The following is an 18,816-nucleotide window of genomic DNA, read 5'->3' as shown; positions in this document are numbered from 1 at the left end:
TGCATTTTTATTTAATCATTATTTAATTCTTCACTTAAAGTTTCCCATTCTTCATAAAGGTTTTCTATTTTAATCTCAGTTTCAGAAATTTCTTTATTGACTCTTTCTGATTCTTTAGGATTTGAATAAATTTCTTCTAAACATAAATCATTATTAAGTTTTTCTAAAAGCTCTTCTGAGTTAGATATTTCTGTTTCAATTTCTCTAAGTCTTGTACGTTTAACTCTAATTTCTTTTTGTGCAAGCTTAACTTTTTTCTTTTCTTCTTTTATTTGAGTTTTTGTTTTACCATTAGATAAATCTTCAAACTGTTTAAATCTTGTAGGATTCTCTTTTTTTTCTATATAATAATTGTAATTTCCAAGATATTCATTCATACCATCTTCTTTAAGTTCTACAATCTTATTTATTACTTTATTTAAAAAGTATCTATCATGAGATACTATAAGCATACTTCCATCATAGCTTAAAATAGCATCTTCTAATGCTTCTCTAGATGGGATATCTAAATGGTTTGTAGGTTCATCTAGAAGTAAAAAATTTGACTTAGATAGCATTAACTTTAATAGATTTATTCTACATTTTTCTCCACCACTTAAAGTTTCAATTTTTTTAAATACGTCATCTCCAGTAAACAAAAATGAAGCTAGAGCATTACGTATTTTTGTAGTCGTAAGGTCTGGAAAGGCATCCCATACTTCATCTAAAATAGTTTTATTATAATCAAGATCTGATTGCTCTTGATCATAATAGCCTATATTTACATTAGCTCCAAGTATAACTTTTCCTTTATCACTATTAATTTTTTTCATAATAATATTAAGAAGAGTAGTTTTACCTCTTCCATTTTCACCAATTAATGCAACTTTTTCTCCACGTTTTAAATCAAATGATATATCTGAAAACAACTTAGTATTATCAAATGATTTTGATAAATTTTCTATATGAAGAACATCATAGCCGCTTTTTACTGATGTTTCAAATGAAATTTTAGATGCTTCTTTTTCTTTATCTGGTGCATCTAATCTTTCAAGTTTTTCTAAAGCTTTTTCTCTACTTTCAGCTTTTCTTACGCTTTTTTCTCTGTTGAAAGATCTAAATTTTTGAATTATTTCTTCTTGTCTTTTAATTTCAGCTTGCTGAAGATTATAAGCTTTAAGCTGAGATTCATAATCCTTTTCTCTAAGTTCTAAGTACTTTGTATATGGTGCATTATAACAGTTAACATGACCATTTATAACTTGAAATGTTTTATTTGTTACAGCATCTAAGAAAAATCTATCATGGGATATTACAAGAAGAGTACCTTTGTATGTTTTTAAAAATTCCTCAAGCCATTCAATAGCTTCTAAATCAAGATGGTTTGTAGGCTCATCTAAAAGTAGTATATCAGGAGATTGAAGAAGTAACTTACAAAGAGCAACTCTAGTTTTTTGTCCGCCACTTAGAGTTTGAATTTTTCTATCAAAATCTTCTTCTAAAAATCCTAATCCTTTAAGTACTCTAGCTATATCTCCTTTATATGTATAACCACCTCTATGAGTATATAAATCTTGAGCTGTTGTATAATCTTTTATTAGCTTTTCATGGTAGCTAGAATTAGACTCATCATATGGTTCACTCATTTTTATTTCTAAATTTTTTATTTTATTTTCTAGTTGAATTAAGGAGTCAAAAACGGTGCATGCTTCTTCATATATTGTATTTGTTGAATCAAGGTCTAAATGTTGAGCTAGATAACCTATAGTTTTATTTTTATCTAAAAATATTTCACCAGAATCAGGAGATAAATTTTTTGATAATATTTTAAATAAAGTAGATTTACCTTCACCATTAGGACCAATTAAACCAACTTTATCACCTTCATTTATTGATACAGTTACATCTTTTAATACATCTTGTATACCGTAACTTTTTTTTATATTTCTACAACTTAAAACAATCATATCTTATCCTCGCCTCGTATTTTAATAATCTTGTTTTATTATACTATTTATAAGGGTTTATATCAATTTATTACATAAATAGAGGTTTTAATTACCTTTAATAGGTGATAATATTAAAGATAATTATAAGTATTTTTAATGGAGGACGATATGAGGGATAATAATATAGTTAGCACTTTACTTTTAAAAAAGAAAAAAAAAGAATTCGATTTATATAATTCAGCTTATGAATTATTTAAAAATAAAGGAATTAATAATACATCTATAGATGAAATAGTAAAAAAGGCTGGGGTTGCAAAGGGAACTTTTTATTTATATTTTAAAGATAAATATGATGTTGTAGATAAATTAATTAATTTAAAAAGTTCAATGTTAATAAAGAAAGCATATGAAGAAACTCAAAGTAGAAATTTTAAAGAATTTGAGGATATGGTATTTTACTTTATAGAGTATATAATAGATTATTTTAAAGAGGACAAACTTTTATTAAAAGTTATAAATAAAAATTTCTCTTATGCTATACATAAAGATTCTAAATTTTTAGAAAGTAACAAGGAAGTAAAAGAAATAATAGATGTATTTTTAGAGGAATTATCAAAAAAGGGGATTAAAAAAGAAGAGGGAGAAATAACATTGTTTATGATTTTAGAGTTAGTTGGTAGTGTGTGCTATAGTTCAATAATCTTAAATGAACCTGCAGATATAGAAACTATAAAACCTATTTTATTTAAAAAGGTTAGATGTATGATTAAATAAACTTAAAAGGAGCATTATCTAAGGTTTAAGATAAGCTCCAAAATTAAGTTTATTTACTACCGTCTTTTGAAAGTATATATCCAAGTTGAGGTTCACCTTTTAATAATCCTATTACATATAATGTTTCAAATTCGCCAGGCACTAAAGATACATTATTTAATGTTTTAGTAATTATGTTAGCATCAGAAAAGGATAAATCAAAATCATATATACCAGGAGATAATGGATAATATCCAGTTGTTTCTAAATACTCAACTTCTTTAAATAGGGGATCACTATTTTTTAGTGATAATGTAAGAAGTGGAGAATTTGGAGATAAATTTATAAATCTTAAAAATGATATTTCAGAGTTAGTTTTAGTACCAGCATCTTTTAATTTAAATAGTGAAGTTTTAGAATTATTTGTTACTATGCTTACTGTATATACGCTAGATGGTAGTATAGTAACATTTTCTTTTAAAAGTGGAGTATCGTATGTTCCAGCTTTAAATAGTTCTACTATATAAGTATCAGGTGATAAGTTTACATACTCTGTTAAAGTACCAAAACTAGCATTTGATGCAACTAAAGAACCATTAGCATATATATCAACTGCTTCAGCACCTGGAACTGCATGAATAAATCTAAGTTTACATGATAAGTTAGGAAGGTTTGAATTTAATAAAAACATTTAAACACCTACTCTCTACAACAATACATATTAGTTAGTTTTATAATTCTCTTTATTAAAGTTTTTGCAATTGGAAAAGGAATTTTATAAGATTCCATAGTTTTTAAAATCATTGGATTATTAATTCTAATTTTTTCAAATATTTCATTTGGATTGCAATTATTTTGATTTATAGGTCGAAAATTATTATTGTAATTATCTAAAAGATCATTCTCATCTAAATCCATATCAAAATTTCTTAGAATTTCAGTTGGAATTGGAACATTAAATTCACTTTCGAATTCGTTACTAATTGCTTTGTTATAGCAATAAAGTTCATTACTATTTCCTAAAGCATCTTCTATAGCTTGTTTTCTTAAATCAAATTGAGACCCTAAAATTTGTGGGATTTTACTATCAAAGTTTAAAAACCCTTCAATATTTAAATTTACTGGGTCAATATTTGGACTAAAACCTGAACTTAAATTTCTAAATGATGAATCTATATCAAAAGGTTCAAATATAGTTTCATCTTCCTCAAGAAAAGACATATATTTTTTATCTGGTTTCATTTTTTACCTCCAAAGAATAATATATATTAAGTATATGAATTTAAAACATTGTTGTTACTTATACATATTCGTAAATTCCATTATATAGAACAATATAAGATGATGTGAGTATTATATAGTGGGGAGGTAGTTAAAATGGAAATGTATAAAAATGAATTAAGAGAAAAGATTGTAGGGATAGATAGTAAAATAACTCTAGGAGATGGAACTAAATCATGCCAAATAAATTTTGATAATGCAGCAACAACACCTCCGTTAAAGAGTGTAATTGATTATATAAAATCATTATCAAATTATTATGGCTCAATAGGAAGAGGAACTGGTCAAAAAGCAAACTTTACAACAAAAATTTATAATGAATCTAGGGAATATCTTTTAGATTTTTTTAATATAAAGAATAAAGAAGAATATACAGCTATATTTGTTAGCAATACAACAGATGGAATAAATAAAATTGCAAAAACTTTATTATGTGATGGAGATATAGTATTAACAACTAGAATGGAGCATCATTCAAATGATCTTCCATGGAGATTAAATGGAACAGTTGATTATATAGAAGTTGATAAACTAGGAAGGATAGATTTTAATTCTTTAAATGAAAAACTTGAAAAATACAATGGAAAAGTAAAATTTTTAACTATAACAGGTGCATCAAATGTTACAGGATATATGAATGATATTTATAAAGTAAGCAAATTAGTTCATGAAGTTGGTGGAAAAATAATAGTTGATGGAGCACAGTTAGTACCTCATATAAAAGTTGATATGAGTGGAAGAGGAAAAAATGATTATATAGATTTCTTAGTATTTTCAGCTCATAAGTTATATGCTCCCTTTGGTGGTGGGGTAATAATATGTAAAAAAGATGATTTCAATTCGAAGTGTCCTGATAGACAAGGTGGAGGAACTGTTGAGTTAGTAAAGGATTTTGAAATTGAGTATTTAAAAACTCCAGAAAAAAATGAAGCAGGAACACCTAATTTCTTTGGCGCTGCATCTTTAGTTAAAGCTTTAAAAGAATTAGATAATATAGGGTTTAATAAACTAATAGCTAGAGAAAAAATGCTTTTAGGAATATTGAATAATGGGCTTAAAAGCATAAATGGATTAAAACTATATGGAGATGTTGAAAATATACAAGATAAGCTTGGAATAGAAGTATTTAATATAAATGGCATTTACCATAGAGATGTAGCTAGACTTTTAGCAGAACATAAAGGTATAGCAGTTAGACATGGATGGTTTTGTGCTCACCCTTATTGTAGAAGGCTTATGGGGATTAATGAAATAGAAGCATCAGAATATCTTGTAGATAGTTCAAAGAAAATGTATGGAATGGTAAGAGTTAGTCTTTCTCCATATAATACTATTTCTGAAATATATGATTTATTAAATGAGCTTGAATATATATCAAAAAATTATTCTAAAAAAGTTTATTAATAGAAAAGAGAATTAAAATATGAAAAGGTGTATATATTGTGATAGAGAAATAGAAATAAAATATTTATTAAAACAAAAGAGAAATGATATTATAAAATGTCCTTATTGTACCAAAGAATTAAAAGTTAATAAAATATCAAAATTATTTGCAGATTCTACTTTAATTTTAATTTCATCTTTATTAATAATATTTCCAATAGGTTATACAATTAAAATAATTGGGATAATTTTATGGATAATATTATTTGGCAATTTAATAAGACCTTTATTGTATTCATATGAATAAAAGCACAGCTTTTTTGCTGTGCTTTTTATGTTATGGTCATATTATTTATGAAAAACTTTATACTTTGGAAGGTTATTTTCCAAGCATAAAGAAGGAGTCCCTTCAAATAAAGGTGAAAAATATTCAAAAGCTTCTTTTGTTAAATTATTTCCATCTTCATTAATCCATTCTTTAGGGAAATATTTAACGTTATTTGCTATTTTAGAAGCATCAACTTCAAAGAATGATGTTTTATAAGGATAATTACTTTCTCTCTTTATAGCAACCATAGAACCATTTTTATTATCCATAGCATACTTTAATGCTTCATATCCAGCAAGGTAAGCTTCTTCGATATCAAGCTTTGAAGCACAGTGCATAGCACATCTTTGAAGAACACCAAGTTCTAGTGCTTTAACCCTAGTTGTAATACCAGCAGTTAATATAAGAGTTCTTAAATATTCGCTTACACCACCTAATTGAGTATGTCCAAAATTATCTTGTGAAATGCAATTAAATTCAGTTATAAACTTTCCATTCTCATCTTTTAATCCTTCTGAAACAACTATATATACTTGATTTTGCTTTTCAAATTTTTCTCTTACATCAATTAAAAACTTTTCCTTATCGAATGCTACTTCAGGAAGATAAATAAAATCGGCAACTTGTCTACCATTTATTTTTGCACAACATGCAGATGCTGCAAGCCATCCAGTATCTCTTCCCATTGTTTCAATAATAAATATTCCGTTATTAGTATATACTGAAGCATCAAGATAAGTTTCAAGAACCACAGTTGAAATAAATTTTGCAGCGCTTGCAAAACCTGGAGTATGGTCAGTATATTTTAAATCATTATCTATTGTTTTAGGTATACCTATAAATTTTATGTTTAAACCATTTTCCTTAGCATATTTTGATAACTTTGCAGTTGTATCCATTGAATCATTACCACCTACATAGAAAAAGGCTTCTATATTTAATTTAGATAAAATATCTAATAATTTATCATATTCTTCTGTAGAATCTTCTATAGGTTTTAATTTATATCTACAAGATCCAAGTCCTGATGATGGAGTGTATGTGAATGTATCTAATTCATCACAACTTTTAGAGGATAGTTCTATAATATCACTTCTTAATATTCCTTCAATTCCGTTTAATCCGCCATATACTTTATCATATAACTTTAATTCCTCATTTGCTTTAACTAAACCAACTACACTTGAATTAATTACTGAAGTTGGACCTCCTGATTGTGCTATAATACAATTTGCCATAAATACTCTCCTTTAGAACAACATATATTTAGTATATGTGATATACTATTTAAAAATTAATCTACTCTGTTTATTAATATACAATAAAAAACGTATAAAATAAAGTGTTTTTATTAAAAAAATTTTAAAAATAGAGTAATTATATGTATTTTTTAAATAGAGTATACTAAAACAAAATAAATTTTTTATGTATCTATTCCTTTAAAAATAGACAAATAAGTGTTAATATTTAAGTATAAAATCTTTTAAATTTAGGATGGAGTAATTTAATGGATATTCAAAATGTATTAAGAGATAAAAAGATAAAAGTAACTAAGGCAAGAGTAGAAATTTTAAAAGTCTTATTAAATAAAAAAGATGGTGTTACAGCTGAAGAAATTTTAATGGTATGCAAAGCTGAAGGAGTAAATATTAATCTAAGTACAGTATATAGAACTCTAGACTCTTTTCATGAAAAGAAAATTGTAGATAAGTTTATTTTAGAAGATGGTGTATCTTCTTATAAAATTCATAAGCATAATCATAAACATTTATTAGAATGTGATATATGTCATAAAGAAGTTGAAATGCCATGTCCTATAGTGCAAATAGAGGAATTAATTAAAAGACAAACAGGTTTTACATTAACAGAGCACAATATAGAAATAAAGGGAATTTGTGAAGAATGTAAAAAAACATCTCAAAAATAAATTTGAGATGTTTTTTTATTTAGAAAATAAATTTTTAATAAGAATTGTTAAAAGTAAGGTAAATACAGATACTATAGCAATAGTACCTCCTGGTGCACTATTTATATAATAAGATAGCACTAGTCCAAACATTATATCAAAAAAACCAAAAAGTATTGAAAATATAAGTGTCTTATTAAAATTTTTATTTAATTGTATTGCTGTTGCAACAGGAACAACTATTATTGAAGATATAACTAGTATACCCATTATTCTTATTGACATTGATATAGTCGCACCTATTAACATAGTAAAAATATAATTTATAAGTTTAACTTTTATTCCGGAAGTCTTAGCTCCTTCTTCATCAAATGTAACATATAATAATTTATTATATATTAAAAGAAGAATAGCAAGGCATATAATGCCTGTTATAAGTATTAAAGCTATATCTTGTTTTGTTACTGTAAGTATACTTCCAAATAAAAATGAATTTACATTTGCAGAGGCTTTTCCACTACTTATAAGTATTATAGCTATACCTAGGCTTAAGGTAAGAACTATAGACATTACAAGCTCTGCATAACGCTTATAATAATCTCTTAAAAATTCTATTATTAGTGCACAAAGTGTAGTAAATAAAAATGCTGTTATAATTGGGTTAACCCCTATAACAAGACCTATTGCAACTCCTGCAAAAGATGAGTGTGATAGAGTATCACCAATCATAGAGTACCTTCTTAATACTAAAAATAATCCTATGAAAGGACATAGTATAGATATAACAGAACCTGCTATGAAGGCATTTCTCATAAAATCTAATTCAAACATAAAAAGCACCTTTCTATTATAAGTTTAAAATTTTCTTGTCAAATGAAGCTCTATGCTTTAAGTAATCTGATTTAGTATATAAAGTTGGAGATCCATTTATAACTTCAAGTATGTGAGTTGAATATTTTAAGGCCATATCAATATTATGTTCTACTGAAATTATAGTTTTTTCATTTTCTTTATTTAATTTATGAAGTAGAGAATAAATTGATAGTTGATTTTTATAATCAACTCCAGTTGAAGGTTCATCCAAAATAATAAGTTCAGGATTTCCCATAAGAGCTCTAGCTATAAAAACTCTCTGTTGTTGTCCACCTGATAAACTTCCTATTAATTTATTCGTAAATTCAATCATATTGACTTTATCTAAAACTTTTTTTATTTCATTTTTGTTTGATATACCAATTGATTTACCGTGTGTTTTTAATATTTCGTATACGGAAATAGGGAACTGTGAGTTAAAGCTTTCAAGTTTTTGCGGAACATAAGCTATTCCATTAGCATGAACATTTATAGTTCCGGAAGTTGGTTTTAAAAGTCCAAGTATAAGTTTTAATAAAGTAGTTTTTGCACTACCGTTTTCTCCAACTATAGAAAGATAAACACCTTTAGGTATTGTTAAAGTAATATTATCTATCAGATAAGGAGGTTTATTTGTATATGAAAATGTAAGATTATTTATATCAATCACTGTATCATCTCCTAAAAAAATAATCACTTCTTATTATACACTTTTATGCAAATGATTTGCAAGTTTAATAAGATTATTTTAATAAATATGAATTTTCTAATTTCCAATGATTATTAGAATACTTTAAATGACATTCAACTTTCATAGATTCATGTGGTTTATCCTTTGAAAGTCCTGAAATTTCAACAACTGCAGAATTACCATCTGAAAATTTAAGTTCCATAGTTTGAACTCTAAGTAATGAGTTTTGAACGTTAGATGTCATAATATATTCAACAGCAGAAGAAATATCTTGACACTTCATATACGCATATACTTTTTTAGTAGTAAAGACAGTTACTAAAGAAATTGATAAAATTAATATTATAAATGTTCTTCGTCTTTTTTGCATACGTATATATTTTTCGCGTCTAGTAAGTCTTCGATTTCTTTTAATTTTAGTTTTTCCCATAATATCACCCCAAAAATACTTTATAATAAAATATTACCATATTTTACCATAAAGTAAATATGTAAAGAATATTATATTAAATTATTTTATAAATTAGTAAGTATGGTTTATAATAAAAACAAATAATAATTTACTCAAAGAGGAAAGGATGTAAACTATGGATTTTTCAAGTTTAGTTTTAATGGAAAAAGATAAAGAAACAGGTTTTATAAAAAAAGAATTAGGAAGTTATAATGTTGATGAAAATGCTTTATTTGTAAAGAAGTTCTTTTTAGAGGATGGAGAAGTTAGTCTTTATTTTGATACTAATAAAGATGTTGAAGAATGGGAATATTCTGCTATATATGATTTATTTAATAAAGATGTTTTTGAAGAAAAAGGATATAAAGTAGAGGAAGATTTAGAAGAATATAATCCTACATTTGTTTTAAAATTTGATTATGTGGATGATCATAATGGTATGCAAGAGAAGGTAAATGAAATGTTATCTTTAATTTCTTCTGAAATGGAAAATGTATTTAATAATATACAAGGAAAAGAAGAAGAATATAAAGAAGATTAGAATTTTATTTTAAACATATAATAATTAAGTAGATAAAGTAATAGGTGGAGTTTAAAAGATTTAAACTTCACCTATTAATATAGTATAGGGAGGAAAATGTATGGCAAATGATGTATTAAAAAGTAGAAATGAAATAAAAGAAGAAGATAAATGGGAAATAGAAAAAATATATAAGTCAAAAGAAAAATGGGAAGAAGATTTTGAATTTTTAAAAAAAGAAGCACCAAAGCTTAAAGAGTTTAATGGAAAACTTAATGAACCTAAAAATATTGTTGAATATTTAAAAGAAACAGAAAAAGTTTCAAGACTTGCAGAAAAATTATATGTATATGCACATCTTAAAAGTGATGAAGATACTACAAATAATGAAAATCAAGCTAGAATGAGTAAAATTGATAGTTATATGGCTGAATTTTCAAGTTATACAGCATATTTTGTTCCAGAGATACTTTCACTTGGTGAAGATTATATTAAATCAGCTATGGAAATGGAAGATGAACTTAAAAAATATAAATTTATATTTGAAAGTATTTTAAGTGAAAAAGATCATGTTTTAAATAAAGAAATGGAAGAACTTATGGCAAAAGTATCAGATTGCTTAGATGCACCAAGTTCAATTCAAAATATATTAAGTAATGCAGATATGACTTTCCCAGAAATAGAAGATGAGAATAAAAAACTTGTAGAACTTACAGAGGGAAATTATTCAGGATTTATAAAATCTAAAGATAGAAAAGTTAGAGAAGAAGCATTTAAAGCATTATTTGGTTCATACAATAAACTAAAAAATACTTTTGCAACAACGCTTACATCATCAATAAAGAATTTTTATTTTAATGCTAAAGTAAGAAATTACAAATCTTGTTTAGAAGCTTCACTTAAACCTAATAATATACCTGTAGAAGTATATAAGGAAGCAATTAATACTATAAATAAACATTTAGCTTCCCTTCACAAATATGTTTCTTTAAAAAAGAAAATGCTTGGACTTAAAGAAATGCATATGTATGATTTATATGTTCCAGTTATTGAAATTGAAAAAGAACATATAGAATTTAATGAAGGAGTAAAAATTGCAAAAGAAGGTTTAAAACCACTTGGAGCTGAATATCTTAATATATTTGAAGAAGGAATAAATTCAGGATGGATAGATAAATATCAAAATAAAGGTAAAAGAGGTGGAGCATATTCTTGGGGATGTTATGATACAATGCCATATGTGCTTCTTAATTATAATTTTGAATTAAATGATGTATCTACATTAGTACATGAGATGGGACATTCAATACATTCATATTATTCAAGAAAAACTCAAAGTTATTTTTATGCAGGATATACTTTATTTTGTGCAGAAGTAGCTTCAACTACAAATGAAGCATTACTTATTCATTATTTAATAGAAAAAGAAACAGATAGAAATAAAAAGTTATATTTAATAAATCAAGAACTTGAACAAATAAGAACTACAGTATTTAGACAATTAATGTTTGCTGAATTTGAATTATTCTCACATGAAAGTATTGAAAATGGAAATCCACTTACAGCTTCTGAATATTCAGCTAAATGGCACGAATTAAATAAAAAATATTTTGGTCAAGATATAATAATTGATGAAGAAATTGATATTGAATGGGCTAGAATACCACACTTCTATTCAGATTTTTATGTTTATCAATATGCAACAGGATATGCAGCTGCATCAGCATTTGCAAATTCAATATTAAATAAAGAAGAAAATGCAGTAAATAAATATATAGAATTCTTAAAAAGCGGCGGAAAAGATTACCCTATAAATTTACTTAAAAATGCAGGAGTTGATATGACAACTTCAAAACCATTAGAGGCTACAATAAATAGATTTAATGAATTATTAGAAATGTTAGAGAAAACTTTATAATATTAATAAAAAGGCAATCTAAAGCATATCTTATTAGATTGCCTTTTTATGTAATTATCTTTTATAATTATAGTATTATAAATTTATTTTGGAGGAAATATGAGAAACTTTAAAAATAAAGTTTATTCTTTTCTTGCTGAGACACAAGGTTTTTATATGAAGCAATATTATAGTAAGTTTCATGATGAAGACTTATGGATAGCATTAAAAGATGTTGAAGGCGGTATTTATGCTGTTATAATATCAAAAGATTCAGAGGAAGACATAGATTATAATGAAGCATATAATTATTTAAAAACATTAGGAAAAAATTTTTTGCTAAATAATATAGTATTAGTTAAAGATAATTATATAAGTTCGAATAAAAATTCAATTAGTAAACTTATATATAATATTAACACTAAAGAGATTTTATATTGCAGTGAAAGTGCTGTTCCTCTTAAGGAGTGCATTAATATTATAGATAAAGAAAAAGAAAGAAATGAAAAGGTAAAAATATTTAAAGAATATCCTGTAACAATCATACTTATAGCAATTAATGTAATTGTATTTATAATAACAGCTATATTATCAAAAAATATTATTGATATAAATACTTTGGTGTTAGTTGAATGTGGAGCTAAAGTAAATTATTTAATAAATAAAGGCCAAATTTTTAGACTTTTAACAGCTGCATTTTTACATGGAGGAATAGTACATATATTATTTAATATGTATTCTTTATATATAGTAGGAACAGTTGTTGAAAAAATATATGGATGGAAAAAATATATTACAATTTATATATTATCAGCATTAACCTCAAGTCTTTTAAGTTATATTTTAGCACCTATGACTATATCTGTTGGAGCATCAGGAGCTATATTTGGTATTTTAGGAGCATTCTTATATTTTGCAATTAAAGAAAGAAAGCATCTCCAAAGAGGGATTCTTGGAAATATTATTGCAGTTATAGTATTAAATCTTTATATAGGTTTTACATCAACAAGTATAGATAATCTAGGACATATAGGTGGTTTCTTGGGAGGATTTATACTTTCAATTTTATTATATAAAAAGAGATAATAGAGAGGAGATCATAGAATGAAAAAATTAAGCTACGATATGTTAATAACATATTTATTTTTAGCTTTAGTAGCAGTTACTGGTGTATGGGATTATATTGCAAGGGGAGGAATAAAGTTACCTAGAATAGCACTTATAATATTTACTGTAATGGCAGCTAAATTGTTTTTTAAATTTACTTTTTTAAAGAAATGTAAAATGCTTTATGTTTGCGTTATTGTTTTTATATTCTTTTCAATGTATTTAGCAAATGTATTAGATTTTTATTCAATAACTGGGTATGATAAAATACTTCACTTTGCATCAGGATTTTTAATAGGCATATTTGGTTTTGCCTTTTATGTATTTTTATTTGGAATAAAAAATAAAAATGCAAAGGGTGTTGCTGTAGTTATATTCACAATTATGTTTTCTATTTCAGCAGCTGGAGTATGGGAAATCTGGGAATTTACTACAGATCAATTATTTGGACTTATGGCTCAAAATGGATTACATGATACTATGTATGATATTATACTTGGAAGTTTAAGTGGCGTAATAGTTTCAATTCCAATTTATTTTTATACAAAAGGTAGAAAAAATAGAGTTTTAGATAGAATAGTTAAAGAAATAGAAGAGTAAAAAAGGTAGGCAAATAAGTTTGCCTACCTTTTTTATATATAAAAATAATACATAGATAGCATATTTGATAAATTTTTCTTTTTGCATATTTTATGTAAATAACTTTTGCCCTTTAAGAAATCTTTATTTTTTATAAGTTTATTAAAATGATTAATTTCTGAAGAGGTAAGCAATGGCTCTAATTTAAAATAAATTTCTTTTAATGCTAAGATAAAATTTTCTTGATTTGAATCTTTAAAATAAATTTCTTCAATAAAAGAGTAAAATTTCTTAAGACCGTAACTATGTATTAAATAATTACCTTCTTCAAAGGCAAATTTATCTTTTTCTTTTAAATAAAATTCATAAGTTTTAAGTTCATTATCTATATTAGATGTAGTAATTAAATTATTTTTTTCCTTTAATAAGTTAACAGCTTTTATTGCAGAAAAGTCTTTGTCTTTAACTTCTAACATAATGTCTATATTTAGACCATTAGTTTCTAAAATGTAATTTAAAAACTTTTCTGAATTTATAGTAAAAGAATGAGAGCCAGTTTTTTTGTTTATATTTTGCTCACTATAATGTACTTTTATATTTCCATCATTTATATTCCAAGAATGTTTTATTTTATTTAAAATTGAATATGGATTTTCATAAATTCCTTTAAAGCAGTAGTTGTGTAAATTATCATAAATTATAGGAATAGAACATTTTTCGCTAATATATATTAAATCATCAATATTATAATTTTTTTCATCATTTTCTATAACCAATCTATTTTTTATATTTAAAGGAAGGGAATTATATATTTTTATAAAGTTATTTATTGCATATGGTTTATTGTTATATACACCACCAACATGTAAAATTATTTTGCATGTGTTATTTACTTCTAAACTATCTAAAAATTTGGCATGATATTCTAAATCTTTAATAGAATTTTTTACTGTATTAGGATTATTACTATTTAGTATTGTATATTGTCCAGGGTGCATAGAAACTCTAATATTATTTTCCTTTATAAAATTTCCTATAAATTTTAGTTTATCTTTAAATTTATAATGCCAGTTATATTCATTTACCGGATGACTTCCAAATGGAATAATATCAGAACTTATTCTAAAAAGATATATATCTTTAGATATGTTGTATTTTAAAATTTCTAAAAGATCATCTAAATTTGAATTTATTTTATCGATAAGTAGTTCTTGATTATAATTTTTTAAAGAAAAACTTCTGTTAGTTCTATTTAAAACTTTTAAAGGGGTACATGCATAACCTATTTTCATAATTATTCTCCAGTTTTTATTTGTTTTATATAGTTTTAGAAATTACAATATAAAAAATTCATTAATTGTATAGGTAAAATTTTAAAAAATATTTAATTATATGGAAAATAACATGGAAAAGTTGTATTATATATATAAAATATTTAAGGGGGCTTAATTTATGAATGGTAAAAAATATGTAGAAAATGTATTAGAAACAGTAAAGTTAAGAAATGCTTCGGAGAATGAATTTATAGATGCAGTAACAGAAGTATTAAATTCTTTAGTTCCTGTATTAGATAAAAACCCGGAGTTTATTAAAAGTGGAATATTAGAAAGAATTGTAGAACCAGAAAGACAAATTTTCTTTAGAGTACCATGGGTTGATGATGAAGGTAATGTTAAAGTTAATAGAGGTTTTAGAATACAATTTAATAGTGCTATAGGACCGTATAAGGGTGGACTTAGATTTCATCCATCAGTAAATCAAAGTATAGTAAAATTTTTAGGATTTGAACAGATTTTCAAAAATTCACTTACTGGTTTACCAATAGGTGGAGGCAAGGGAGGTTCTGATTTTGATCCAAAAGGAAAGTCGGATATGGAAGTCATGAGATTTTGTCAAAGTTTTATGGCAGAACTTTGCAGACATATAGGTAGTGACATAGATGTTCCTGCGGGAGATATAGGTGTTGGGGCAAGAGAAATAGGATATATGTATGGATACTATAAAAAAATAAGAAATTTAAGTGAGCAAGGTGTATTAACAGGAAAAGGATTAAGTTATGGTGGAAGTCTTGGTAGAAAAGAAGCTACAGGTTATGGATTAGTATATTTTGTAGATGAAATGTTAAGAGACAAAGGCGATAGCTTTAAAAATAAAAAAGTAGTAATATCAGGTTCAGGAAATGTTGCTATATATGCAGCAGAAATGGTTAAAACATTAGGCGGAAAAGTTATTGCACTTAGTGATTCAAATGGATATATATATGATGAAAATGGAATAGAATTAGATGTTATAAAAGATATAAAAGAAGTTAAAAGAGGAAGAATAAAAGAATATTTAGATTATGTTAAAACAGCTAAATACGAAGAAGGTTATAGAAACATATGGAATATAAAATGTGATATAGCTCTTCCATGTGCAACACAAGGCGAAATAAATGAAGAATCAGCAGAAACTCTTGTTAAAAATGGAGTATTATTAGTTGCAGAGGGAGCTAATATGCCTTCGACTTTAAAGGCTATAGAAGTATTCCAAAAAAACAATATTATGTTTGGACCAGCAAAAGCTGCAAATGCCGGTGGTGTTGCATGTTCTGCACTTGAAATGTCACAAAATAGCATGAGATTATCATGGACTAAAGAGGAAGTTATAGAAAAACTTAAAGAAATTATGAGAAATATATATATAAACTCAAGAGATGCAGCTAAAGAGTACGGAGAAGAGGGTAACTTACTAATGGGTGCTAATATAGCAGGATTTTTAAAAGTTGCTGAGGCCATGCTAGCGCAAGGAATAGTTTAGTTTAAATATACAAATAGGTTTAGTAAAAAACTAAGCCTATTTTTTTATAATTAAAGGAAGTGAAAAAGAAAACTAGAAAAATGGCAAATTAACTATAAATTCTTAAATAAATTTAATTTTTATATACTTGATTTTTGTTTTATATTGAATTATATTTAAAAGGATGTATTTTAGAGAAAATAGAAAAATGAATGGGGAAGAATTTCCATTTGTCATTAGGAGTGAATTTAATGGGAAAGATAATTTATGCCGTAACAGCAATTTTTCAATTCTTAGTATTTTTCATAACTATGTATTACTTAGTATTGGCTTTTTTTGGCCTATATAGAAAAAAAGAAAAGAAAAATTATACGCCAACTAAAAAGTTTGCTATGATAGTAGCGGCACATAATGAAGAAGTAGTTATAGGTAAACTTATTGAAAGTATGCAAAAACTTAACTATCCAAAGGAATTATATGATGTTTTTGTAATTGCGGATAACTGTACAGATAAAACTGCAGAAATATCAAGAAGACATGGAGCAAATGTTTTTGAACGTTTTAATAAAGAAAAAAGAGGTAAAGGTTACGCTCTTGAATGGATGTTTGATAAACTTTTTAAAATGGACGAAAAATATGATGCTATATGTATATTTGATGCAGATAATTTAGTTCATGAGGACTTTTTAAAAGAAATAAACTCAAAAATGTTAGAAGGATATAAAGTTGTACAAGGATACATAGACAGTAAAAATCCAAATGATTCATGGATTGCAACTTCATACTCAATAGCATTCTGGTCACAAAATAGAATGTTCCAATTATCAAGAAATAATATTGGATTATCAAATCAATTAGGTGGAACTGGTTTTGCTATAGATACAGATATGCTACAAAAGTTAGGATGGGGTGCTACTTGCCTTACAGAAGACTTGGAATTTACTTGTAAACTTGTATCACATGGAGAAAAAGTTGGCTGGGCACATGATGCAAGAATATTTGATGAAAAACCATTAACTTTAAAGCAATCATGGTCACAAAGAAAAAGATGGATGCAAGGATTTGCCGATGTTTCATCAAGATACTTCTTTAAGTTAATTAAAGAAGCAATTAAGAAAAGAAAATGGTATATGTTTGATTGTGCATTATATGTAATGCAACCATTTGTAACACTTTTATTAGCAGCATCAGCACTACTTACTTTAATACAAGGTAATTTTGGAACTTCAGATATATTTGTAATAAGTAATGTGTTTAGTGATGTAGGTTGGAAAGTATTTATTATTTGCCAATTTTTAATAACTCCTCTAGTTTTAAAATTAGAGAAAAAAGTTTCAACTGGATTCTTTGCGATAATATTTATATATTCAATGAATGTATTTATATTACCAATACTATCAAGTATGATAGATAGTCAGTTCTCTTTCTGGATAGTAACTGCTTTATATAATTTAATTATGCTTGTAGTTACATTTATCGCTTTAGGAAAGAGTGGTTTAATATTATTTATAAGATTCCTATTATATGGATTCTATACTTTAACTTGGATTCCAATTACAATTCAAGGTATATTAAACAAAAACAATAAAGAGTGGAGTCATACTAAACACGTAAGAAATGTTGAAATATGTGATTTATAAAAAAGATTTAAGGCTTTTGCCTTAAATCTTTTTTTGTTTAAATAAAAATAAAATGTTTTGAGAATAATATTTTTATAATTATTAATATAAATCCAATTAATAAAATGTTCAAAAAAATTATGTTGAAATTATTTTATTTAATTGTATAATATATTTATAGATAATAATTATTAAGTGAAATTAAATATTAAATAAAAATAGCGCAAAGGAGCGATATATATGGATATAAAATTAAATGGAGAGAAAGTAACAATAAGAGGAGCAGAAGTAAAAGTTGGTGAACAAGCACCAGATTTTGTTGTTTCAAATGTTGAATTAAAACCTGTAACATTAAAAGATACAAGTGGAAAGAGAGTATTTTTAACTGTTCCATCATTAGATACACCAGTGTGTGATTTAGAAGTTAAGAGATTTAATAAAGAAGCAACAAAATATAAAGATACTACAATATATGTAGTTTCAGTTGATTTACCATTTGCTCAAGCAAGATGGTGTGGAGCTTCAGATGTTGATAATGTAGTTACTTTATCAGATTATAAAGATAGAAGCTTTGGAGAAAATTATGGAGTATATATTGAAGAAGTTGGATTTTTAGCAAGAGCTGTATTTGTTGTTGATGAAGACAATAAAGTTGTGTATGTAGAATACTGTAAAAATGTTAGTGATCATCCAAATTATGATAAAGTTTTAGAAGTTTTAGATAACTTAAATAAATAATAAAA

19 protein-coding genes are annotated in these 18,816 nt (G+C 25.7%); 11 read left to right on the top strand and 8 right to left on the bottom strand.

Features of this window, described 5'->3' with window-relative positions; all coding sequences use genetic code 11:
* Nucleotides 1-11 precede the first annotated feature (11 nt).
* Nucleotides 12-1,946, bottom strand: coding sequence for an ABC-F family ATP-binding cassette domain-containing protein (locus tag O212_RS0111235; RefSeq protein WP_024615204.1), 1,935 nt, complete (start codon nt 1,944-1,946; stop codon nt 12-14).
* A gap of 150 nt (nt 1,947-2,096) precedes the next feature.
* Here O212_RS0111235 and O212_RS0111230 point away from each other — a divergent pair, with 150 nt between their 5' ends.
* The gene (locus O212_RS0111230; RefSeq protein ID WP_024615203.1) at nt 2,097-2,702 is read left to right on the top strand and encodes a TetR/AcrR family transcriptional regulator; all 606 of its coding nucleotides are present in this window, start codon (nt 2,097-2,099) and stop codon (nt 2,700-2,702) included.
* 49 nt (nt 2,703-2,751) lie between these two features.
* On the opposite strand, the gene O212_RS0111225 is transcribed toward O212_RS0111230, so the two are convergent.
* Together O212_RS0111225 and O212_RS16245 are read right to left on the bottom strand one after the other, a co-directional pair.
* Complete coding sequence (locus O212_RS0111225; protein ID WP_024615202.1) at nt 2,752-3,372, bottom strand: DUF4397 domain-containing protein; 621 nt, start codon at nt 3,370-3,372, stop codon at nt 2,752-2,754.
* An 8-nt stretch (nt 3,373-3,380) separates the two neighbouring features.
* Nucleotides 3,381-3,923: a hypothetical protein gene (locus O212_RS16245; RefSeq protein WP_024615201.1), complete on the bottom strand. Its 543-nt coding sequence runs from the start codon at nt 3,921-3,923 to the stop codon at nt 3,381-3,383.
* Nucleotides 3,924-4,058: 135 nt separating this feature from the next.
* Here O212_RS16245 and O212_RS0111215 point away from each other — a divergent pair, with 135 nt between their 5' ends.
* Nucleotides 4,059-5,366 (top strand): aminotransferase class V-fold PLP-dependent enzyme, encoded by a 1,308-nt coding sequence (locus tag O212_RS0111215; protein WP_024615200.1) that lies wholly within the window; start codon nt 4,059-4,061, stop codon nt 5,364-5,366.
* 19 nt (nt 5,367-5,385) lie between these two features.
* Nucleotides 5,386-5,652, top strand: a complete 267-nt coding sequence (locus O212_RS0111210; protein ID WP_024615199.1) for a hypothetical protein — start codon at nt 5,386-5,388, stop codon at nt 5,650-5,652.
* Nucleotides 5,653-5,693: 41 nt separating this feature from the next.
* Here the strand turns inward: O212_RS0111210 and O212_RS0111205 are convergent, their stop codons facing one another.
* Entirely contained in the window at nt 5,694-6,911 is a 1,218-nt protein-coding gene (locus tag O212_RS0111205; protein ID WP_024615198.1) for a 6-phosphofructokinase, read from the bottom strand.
* Between the two features lie 269 nt (nt 6,912-7,180).
* Here O212_RS0111205 and O212_RS0111200 point away from each other — a divergent pair, with 269 nt between their 5' ends.
* Complete coding sequence (locus O212_RS0111200; RefSeq protein WP_024615197.1) at nt 7,181-7,600, top strand: Fur family transcriptional regulator; 420 nt, start codon at nt 7,181-7,183, stop codon at nt 7,598-7,600.
* A 15-nt stretch (nt 7,601-7,615) separates the two neighbouring features.
* Here O212_RS0111200 and O212_RS0111195 read toward each other — a convergent pair whose 3' ends face one another.
* From O212_RS0111195 to O212_RS0111185, 3 genes are all read right to left on the bottom strand, one after another.
* Nucleotides 7,616-8,410, bottom strand: a complete 795-nt coding sequence (locus O212_RS0111195) for a metal ABC transporter permease (protein WP_024615196.1) — start codon at nt 8,408-8,410, stop codon at nt 7,616-7,618.
* A gap of 16 nt (nt 8,411-8,426) precedes the next feature.
* Complete coding sequence (locus tag O212_RS0111190) at nt 8,427-9,101, bottom strand: metal ABC transporter ATP-binding protein (protein WP_024615195.1); 675 nt, start codon at nt 9,099-9,101, stop codon at nt 8,427-8,429.
* A gap of 73 nt (nt 9,102-9,174) precedes the next feature.
* Entirely contained in the window at nt 9,175-9,552 is a 378-nt protein-coding gene (locus O212_RS0111185; protein ID WP_024615194.1) for a hypothetical protein, read from the bottom strand.
* 157 nt (nt 9,553-9,709) lie between these two features.
* Between O212_RS0111185 and O212_RS0111180 the strand changes: the two genes are divergently transcribed.
* The 4 genes from O212_RS0111180 to O212_RS0111165 all read left to right on the top strand — a co-directional run bounded on the left by O212_RS0111180 (nt 9,710) and on the right by O212_RS0111165 (nt 13,697).
* Complete coding sequence (locus O212_RS0111180) at nt 9,710-10,114, top strand: DUF6762 family protein (RefSeq protein ID WP_024615193.1); 405 nt, start codon at nt 9,710-9,712, stop codon at nt 10,112-10,114.
* Nucleotides 10,115-10,214: 100 nt separating this feature from the next.
* Nucleotides 10,215-12,011 carry an oligoendopeptidase F gene (gene pepF / locus O212_RS0111175; RefSeq protein WP_024615192.1) on the top strand — a complete coding sequence of 599 codons (1,797 nt, stop codon included), beginning with the start codon at nt 10,215-10,217 and terminating at the stop codon, nt 12,009-12,011.
* Nucleotides 12,012-12,110: 99 nt separating this feature from the next.
* Nucleotides 12,111-13,076, top strand: a complete 966-nt coding sequence (locus O212_RS0111170; protein ID WP_024615191.1) for a rhomboid family intramembrane serine protease — start codon at nt 12,111-12,113, stop codon at nt 13,074-13,076.
* A gap of 18 nt (nt 13,077-13,094) precedes the next feature.
* The gene (locus O212_RS0111165; RefSeq protein WP_024615190.1) at nt 13,095-13,697 is read left to right on the top strand and encodes a hypothetical protein; all 603 of its coding nucleotides are present in this window, start codon (nt 13,095-13,097) and stop codon (nt 13,695-13,697) included.
* Nucleotides 13,698-13,729: 32 nt separating this feature from the next.
* Here the strand turns inward: O212_RS0111165 and uvsE are convergent, their stop codons facing one another.
* Nucleotides 13,730-14,968, bottom strand: coding sequence for a UV DNA damage repair endonuclease UvsE (uvsE, locus tag O212_RS0111160; protein ID WP_024615189.1), 1,239 nt, complete (start codon nt 14,966-14,968; stop codon nt 13,730-13,732).
* 160 nt (nt 14,969-15,128) lie between these two features.
* On the opposite strand from uvsE, the gene gdhA reads away from it, so the two are divergent.
* From gdhA to tpx, 3 genes are all read left to right on the top strand, one after another.
* A complete protein-coding gene (gene gdhA / locus O212_RS0111155) occupies nt 15,129-16,475 on the top strand; it encodes an NADP-specific glutamate dehydrogenase (RefSeq protein WP_024615188.1) in 1,347 nt (448 codons plus the stop codon).
* A 230-nt stretch (nt 16,476-16,705) separates the two neighbouring features.
* Entirely contained in the window at nt 16,706-18,094 is a 1,389-nt protein-coding gene (locus O212_RS0111150) for a glycosyltransferase family 2 protein (protein WP_024615187.1), read from the top strand.
* A gap of 219 nt (nt 18,095-18,313) precedes the next feature.
* On the top strand, nt 18,314-18,811 hold the full coding sequence (gene tpx / locus O212_RS0111145; RefSeq protein ID WP_024615186.1) for a thiol peroxidase: 498 nt from the start codon (nt 18,314-18,316) through the stop codon (nt 18,809-18,811).
* The last annotated feature ends 5 nt before the right edge of the window (nt 18,812-18,816 follow it).

Source organism: Clostridium sp. Ade.TY (genome assembly GCF_000498355.1).
Taxonomy (GTDB): Bacteria; Bacillota; Clostridia; order Clostridiales; family Clostridiaceae; genus Clostridium.
The sequence above is the reverse complement of the archived record's forward strand: the minus strand, read 5'-3'. Positions and strand labels throughout refer to the sequence as shown.

What these genes read in the sequence shown, in the direction of transcription:
- O212_RS0111235 (WP_024615204.1), bottom strand. Translation starts at nt 1,946, where the DNA reads ATGATTGTTTTAAGTTGTAGAAATATAAAAAAAAGTTACGGTATACAA.
- O212_RS0111230 (WP_024615203.1), top strand. Translation starts at nt 2,097, where the DNA reads ATGAGGGATAATAATATAGTTAGCACTTTACTTTTAAAAAAGAAAAAA.
- O212_RS0111225 (WP_024615202.1), bottom strand. Translation starts at nt 3,372, where the DNA reads ATGTTTTTATTAAATTCAAACCTTCCTAACTTATCATGTAAACTTAGA.
- O212_RS16245 (WP_024615201.1), bottom strand. Translation starts at nt 3,923, where the DNA reads ATGAAACCAGATAAAAAATATATGTCTTTTCTTGAGGAAGATGAAACT.
- O212_RS0111215 (WP_024615200.1), top strand. Translation starts at nt 4,059, where the DNA reads ATGGAAATGTATAAAAATGAATTAAGAGAAAAGATTGTAGGGATAGAT.
- O212_RS0111210 (WP_024615199.1), top strand. Translation starts at nt 5,386, where the DNA reads ATGAAAAGGTGTATATATTGTGATAGAGAAATAGAAATAAAATATTTA.
- O212_RS0111205 (WP_024615198.1), bottom strand. Translation starts at nt 6,911, where the DNA reads ATGGCAAATTGTATTATAGCACAATCAGGAGGTCCAACTTCAGTAATT.
- O212_RS0111200 (WP_024615197.1), top strand. Translation starts at nt 7,181, where the DNA reads ATGGATATTCAAAATGTATTAAGAGATAAAAAGATAAAAGTAACTAAG.
- O212_RS0111195 (WP_024615196.1), bottom strand. Translation starts at nt 8,410, where the DNA reads ATGTTTGAATTAGATTTTATGAGAAATGCCTTCATAGCAGGTTCTGTT.
- O212_RS0111185 (WP_024615194.1), bottom strand. Translation starts at nt 9,552, where the DNA reads ATGGGAAAAACTAAAATTAAAAGAAATCGAAGACTTACTAGACGCGAA.
- O212_RS0111180 (WP_024615193.1), top strand. Translation starts at nt 9,710, where the DNA reads ATGGATTTTTCAAGTTTAGTTTTAATGGAAAAAGATAAAGAAACAGGT.
- pepF (WP_024615192.1), top strand. Translation starts at nt 10,215, where the DNA reads ATGGCAAATGATGTATTAAAAAGTAGAAATGAAATAAAAGAAGAAGAT.
- O212_RS0111170 (WP_024615191.1), top strand. Translation starts at nt 12,111, where the DNA reads ATGAGAAACTTTAAAAATAAAGTTTATTCTTTTCTTGCTGAGACACAA.
- O212_RS0111165 (WP_024615190.1), top strand. Translation starts at nt 13,095, where the DNA reads ATGAAAAAATTAAGCTACGATATGTTAATAACATATTTATTTTTAGCT.
- uvsE (WP_024615189.1), bottom strand. Translation starts at nt 14,968, where the DNA reads ATGAAAATAGGTTATGCATGTACCCCTTTAAAAGTTTTAAATAGAACT.
- gdhA (WP_024615188.1), top strand. Translation starts at nt 15,129, where the DNA reads ATGAATGGTAAAAAATATGTAGAAAATGTATTAGAAACAGTAAAGTTA.
- O212_RS0111150 (WP_024615187.1), top strand. Translation starts at nt 16,706, where the DNA reads ATGGGAAAGATAATTTATGCCGTAACAGCAATTTTTCAATTCTTAGTA.
- tpx (WP_024615186.1), top strand. Translation starts at nt 18,314, where the DNA reads ATGGATATAAAATTAAATGGAGAGAAAGTAACAATAAGAGGAGCAGAA.